Below are 4,414 nucleotides of genomic sequence, written 5' to 3'. Positions count from 1 at the left end.
TGCACGTCGTCGCCTTCGCATGCATCATGATGAAACAGGCGGCCTCAATCGCTGCAGGTTCATAACAGCCTCTAGAACTGGATCGAGGGCGGCGGCGTGCTCGCGATGATAGTCGCTTGCATGGTTTTGACCTGGCTCGCGATGCTCGCGGCCGACCGCCTTGTCCTGTTGCTTGGGGGCACCGGTGCCGACGTCGTGGGCCGCATCTCCGGCGTGCTTCTCGCCGGTCTCGCCGTCCAGTTCGTCTTCGACGGTCTCGCGGCCGCGCTTTTCCTGGCCGGCTGAATCAGCCGCTATGCGGCTTCGTCGAACACCCGAAGCACCCGGTCGAGCATGGCGGCGTTGGAAGCGGCCTTGGGCAGTTCGCGGCGCGCGAAGCGCTGAAGCGGTGCAAGGTCCCGTCGCGGCAGCCGCAGCGTGATCTGGCTTCGCCCCAGCGCATCGCGCGGGATGCGCTGCGCTGCCTTGCCGGATCGCAGGAAATGATCGAGGAGCCGCTTGCGGTCGGCAAAGCTCCAGCCCAGCGCTTCCAATTCGTCGGGCGGCACCGACAGCAGCGCGAGCGCGAATTCCATGATGTCGTCGAAGACGAGGACGAGGCGGACCGTCCGTCCGCCTCGCCGGCGCCAGCGCTCGCCAAGACCGCGTGTCATGGGAGCGGGATGATGCCATCGACCGCGCGCCATTCGGTGGGTCCGATCAGCCGCCCATGGGCGATCCGGACAGAATGGAGCCCGGCCTCGATCTCGCGCCGCCAATGGTCGAGGAAATCGAACAACACGGGGAAATCGGGCGCAAGATCATATTCCTGCCATACGAACAGCTGGAGAAGCGACGGCGCATCGGGCCGGTAATAATGGATCTCGGCGGTGGTGAGACCGTAGCCCTCCAGCTGCGCGATGAAGCCGCGATCGCTCATTGCAGCGGTCGGCCGTCAGCCCGCGGTTCATCGAGCGAACGCATGGCGGCGAAGACCTCGTCGATTGGCACGGCGCGCTTGGCGCCGGGCGGCTTTCGCATCGCCGGCTGGTCCTTCACCGCGGAATGGTCGGACGCCCAGGAGGCGAGGATGGCGCGTTTGACTTCCGGCTCGAGGCTCGGATGTTGCGCAACGTCGAAGGGGTGAAGAAAACGGGAAAATGGCTGCGACATGGCCGTGGCTCCTTTCCTTGTGTCGCTCCTTTCTCATGCGTGCGGTGCCGCACGCGGCGCAAGATTTTGGTGTTGGTCTGAGTCGCGTCAAGAGGGATGATGTCCGCCATGTTGCTGAAAAGGACTAGATTGGCACTCTGGTGACGCGAGTGCCAAAAAATTCATTCGCCCTCTTGAACGCGAAAATCTCTTTTCCTAGTTCACGCGAACCTGTCGTTCAGATGAACGGCAGGGACATCACAACCTGTTTTGCATCTGGAGGTTATGCATGCATTTCCGCCCCTTGCACGACCGTGTGGTCGTCCGCCGCGTCGAAGCCGAGGAGAAAACCTCAGGCGGCATCATCATTCCCGACACTGCCAAGGAAAAGCCGCAGGAAGGCGAAGTCGTAGCCGTCGGGCCCGGCGCGCGTGACGATAGCGGAGCGCTTGTCGAGCTTTCCGTCAAGGCCGGCGACCGCATCCTGTTCGGCAAATGGTCGGGCACCGAGGTCAAGATCGACGGCGAGGATCTGCTCATCATGAAGGAGAGCGACATCCTTGGTGTGATCGACAACGTCGTGCCTCTGAAGCAGGCGGCCTGAGCCGCCTGCCATCCCTCTAACAATCAGGAAGGAATTGAAGAAAGGAGCAGGCAGATGGCTGCCAAGGAAGTGAAGTTCGCGTCGGACGCGCGCGACCGCATGCTGCGCGGCGTCGACACGCTGGCCAACGCCGTGAAGGTGACGCTGGGTCCCAAGGGGCGCAATGTCGTCATCGAGAAATCGTTCGGGGCGCCCCGCATCACCAAGGACGGCGTCACCGTCGCCAAGGAGATCGAGCTCGCCGACAAGTTCGAGAATATGGGCGCGCAGATGCTGCGCGAGGTCGCCAACAAGCAGAACGACAAGGCGGGTGACGGCACCACCACCGCGACCGTTCTCGCCCAGGCGATCGTGCGCGAGGGCTCGAAGGCCGTCGCCGCCGGCATGAACCCGATGGACCTTAAGCGCGGCATCGACCTTGCCGTCGGCGCGGTCGTCAAGGACCTCGAAGCGCATGCCAAGAAGGTCGGCGCCAACAGCGAGATCGCGCAGGTCGCGACCATCTCGGCTAACGGCGACGAGGAGGTCGGCCGCATCCTGGCCGAAGCGATGGAGAAGGTCGGCAACGAAGGCGTGATCACGGTCGAGGAGGCCAAGAGCCTCGAGACCGAACTCGAGACGGTCGAGGGCATGCAGTTCGACCGCGGCTATCTGTCGCCCTACTTCATCACCAATGCCGAGAAGCTCAAGGTCGAGCTCGACGATCCCTACATCCTCATCCACGAGAAGAAGCTCTCGAACCTGCAGGCGCTCGTGCCCCTGCTCGAGAAGGTCGTCCAGTCCGGTCGGCCGCTGCTGATCATCGCCGAGGATGTCGAGGGCGAAGCGCTTGCGACCCTCGTGGTCAACAAGCTGCGCGGCGGTCTCAAGATCGCCGCGGTCAAGGCGCCGGGCTTCGGCGATCGCCGCAAGGCCATGCTCGAGGATATCGCCATCCTGACCGGCGGCAACACCGTCTCGGAGGATCTCGGCATCAAGCTCGAGAACGTCACGGTCAACATGCTCGGCCGCGCCAAGAAGATCGTGATCGACAAGGACAATACGACCGTCATCGACGGTGTCGGGCAGAAGACCGATATCGACAGCCGCGTCGCGCAACTGCGCCAGCAGATCGAGACCACGACATCAGACTATGACCGTGAAAAGCTGCAGGAGCGCGTCGCCAAGCTCGCCGGCGGTGTGGCGGTAATTCGTGTCGGCGGCGCGACCGAGGTCGAGGTGAAGGAGAAGAAGGACCGTGTCGACGACGCGCTCCATGCGACCCGAGCCGCGGTCGAAGAAGGCATCCTGCCCGGCGGCGGCATCGCGCTGCTCCGCGCGATCAGGACGGTCGACGGTCTGAAAGCCGCCAATGACGATCAGCAGTCCGGCATCGACATCATCCGCCGGGCGCTGCGCGCGCCAGCGCGGCAGATCGCCGAGAATGCCGGTGAGGACGGCGCCTATATCGTCGGCAAGCTGCTGGAAAGCTCCGATTACAACTGGGGCTTCAACGCGGCCACCGCCGAATATCAGGACCTCGTCCAGGCGGGCGTGATCGATCCGGCAAAGGTCGTGCGCACCGCGCTGCAGGACGCCGCCTCGGTCGCGTCGCTGCTCATCACCACAGAGGCGCTCGTCGCCGAGGTTCCGAAGGAGGAGAAGGCCGCACCGATGCCGGCGATGGATTATTGAAAGGAAGGAGGCCCGGCTGCCCGGGCCTCCTTCTCCTCGAGGAGGGCCAAGTAAACTCGTGATGCACTTACCTCATACGCCGCGCAGATAAATTGGCCACGAGAGGCTTGACGGCCTAGGATACGCTGAGGCTCGACCGTTATAAGTGGAAGAGGATCTCATGCCTCCGTCTTCTCGCGACCAGAGACAGCCGCCCACATGCGCTTCTACAAATGTCCGATCCTGCCAGAAGCAGTCAGTCACGCGTGCTAAAGGTCTAAGAGGTGTCGACCAACCCGGTCGACAGATGGTTGCCTAGCGGGCTATTCAGGCTTCGAAGTCATCGAAAGCGTCTAAGACCGATTGCATCCTTTCCTCGTCCCGCAAACCCGCAGACAATGCGCTAACTACAACATCGGAACGCGAGCGGCCAGTCCGGTTGGCAATAGCGTCAACCCGTTCCACCAACTCAACTGGCAAATATGTCGGTACCTGGCCTTCCATCAGTCGATTATATCAGAACCACAATTGCACGGGAAGTCGTTCGACATCTGACACCGACCAGTTATCGCGGTTCCTCTGTGGTGAAGTGAACGTCCGGATCTGACGGGAGCCGCCGGTCGAGCGCGATGAACCCATTGGTCTGCAGTCACCCAGACATTTCCGTTCAACCGATTACCTTGGTTTCCCGGAACAGACGGTTTCGGGAGNTGAACGTCCGGATCTGACGGGAGCCGCCGGTCGAGCGCGATGAACCCATTGGTCTGCAGTCACCCAGACATTTCCGTTCAACCGATTACCTTGGTTTCCCGGAACAGACGGTTTCGGGAGCGCGCGACCATCCCGTTTCTCCATCTCCGATCTGCCATTTTGAGAGAGCCCAATCGGAAACAGGTTTTGGGAAAGCCCAGGCTACCGTCTGGGTGTCTGTGAGCGCGGGCACCGGCCGTGTCGCAGCACGTTCCCATTCAAGAATGCAACCTCAAACATTGGGATTTTGTATAGTGGGCTCCAGCGCCACCCATC

Annotated in this window: 7 protein-coding genes; 3 read left to right on the top strand and 4 right to left on the bottom strand. The window is 62.2% G+C overall.

The genetic code is table 11. The features are described from left to right. Nucleotides 1-96 precede the first annotated feature (96 nt). Entirely contained in the window at nt 97-285 is a 189-nt protein-coding gene (locus AC58EF_RS28110; protein ID WP_497279659.1) for a MarC family protein, read from the top strand. Nucleotides 286-293: 8 nt separating this feature from the next. Here the strand turns inward: AC58EF_RS28110 and AC58EF_RS28105 are convergent, their stop codons facing one another. From AC58EF_RS28105 to AC58EF_RS28095, 3 genes are read right to left on the bottom strand one after another with little or no spacing between them, the layout of a single operon-like run. Next, a complete protein-coding gene (locus AC58EF_RS28105; protein WP_497279658.1) occupies nt 294-653 on the bottom strand; it encodes a hypothetical protein in 360 nt (119 codons plus the stop codon). Further along, nucleotides 650-919, bottom strand: a complete 270-nt coding sequence (locus AC58EF_RS28100) for an usg protein (RefSeq protein ID WP_497279657.1) — start codon at nt 917-919, stop codon at nt 650-652. Before AC58EF_RS28100 ends, AC58EF_RS28105 begins: the two co-directional genes overlap by 4 nt. Continuing rightward, nucleotides 916-1,152: a hypothetical protein gene (locus AC58EF_RS28095; protein WP_497279656.1), complete on the bottom strand. Its 237-nt coding sequence runs from the start codon at nt 1,150-1,152 to the stop codon at nt 916-918. The genes AC58EF_RS28100 and AC58EF_RS28095 overlap by 4 nt, the downstream gene beginning before the upstream one ends. Nucleotides 1,153-1,420: 268 nt before the next feature. Here AC58EF_RS28095 and groES point away from each other — a divergent pair, with 268 nt between their 5' ends. Both groES and groL read left to right on the top strand, forming a co-directional pair. Further along, nucleotides 1,421-1,735 (top strand): co-chaperone GroES, encoded by a 315-nt coding sequence (gene groES, locus AC58EF_RS28090; protein WP_497279655.1) that lies wholly within the window; start codon nt 1,421-1,423, stop codon nt 1,733-1,735. A gap of 54 nt (nt 1,736-1,789) precedes the next feature. Beyond that, a complete protein-coding gene (gene groL / locus AC58EF_RS28085) occupies nt 1,790-3,409 on the top strand; it encodes a chaperonin GroEL (RefSeq protein WP_497279654.1) in 1,620 nt (539 codons plus the stop codon). Nucleotides 3,410-3,715: 306 nt separating this feature from the next. Here the strand turns inward: groL and AC58EF_RS28080 are convergent, their stop codons facing one another. Continuing rightward, nucleotides 3,716-3,892: a ribbon-helix-helix protein, CopG family gene (locus AC58EF_RS28080; protein WP_497279653.1), complete on the bottom strand. Its 177-nt coding sequence runs from the start codon at nt 3,890-3,892 to the stop codon at nt 3,716-3,718. Between the last annotated feature and the right edge of the window lie 522 nt (nt 3,893-4,414).

The organism is Sphingobium sp. WR1 (genome assembly GCF_059693745.1).
Note: the sequence above shows the minus strand (reverse complement) of the source record. Positions and strands in the feature narration are given on the sequence as shown.

Excerpts from the sequence above, each read along its gene's own strand:
- AC58EF_RS28100 (WP_497279657.1), bottom strand. The coding sequence starts at position 919 with ATGAGCGATCGCGGCTTCATCGCGCAGCTGGAGGGCTACGGTCTCACC.
- groES (WP_497279655.1), top strand. The coding sequence starts at position 1,421 with ATGCATTTCCGCCCCTTGCACGACCGTGTGGTCGTCCGCCGCGTCGAA.
- AC58EF_RS28105 (WP_497279658.1), bottom strand. The coding sequence starts at position 653 with ATGACACGCGGTCTTGGCGAGCGCTGGCGCCGGCGAGGCGGACGGACG.
- groL (WP_497279654.1), top strand. The coding sequence starts at position 1,790 with ATGGCTGCCAAGGAAGTGAAGTTCGCGTCGGACGCGCGCGACCGCATG.
- AC58EF_RS28080 (WP_497279653.1), bottom strand. The coding sequence starts at position 3,892 with ATGGAAGGCCAGGTACCGACATATTTGCCAGTTGAGTTGGTGGAACGG.
- AC58EF_RS28095 (WP_497279656.1), bottom strand. The coding sequence starts at position 1,152 with ATGTCGCAGCCATTTTCCCGTTTTCTTCACCCCTTCGACGTTGCGCAA.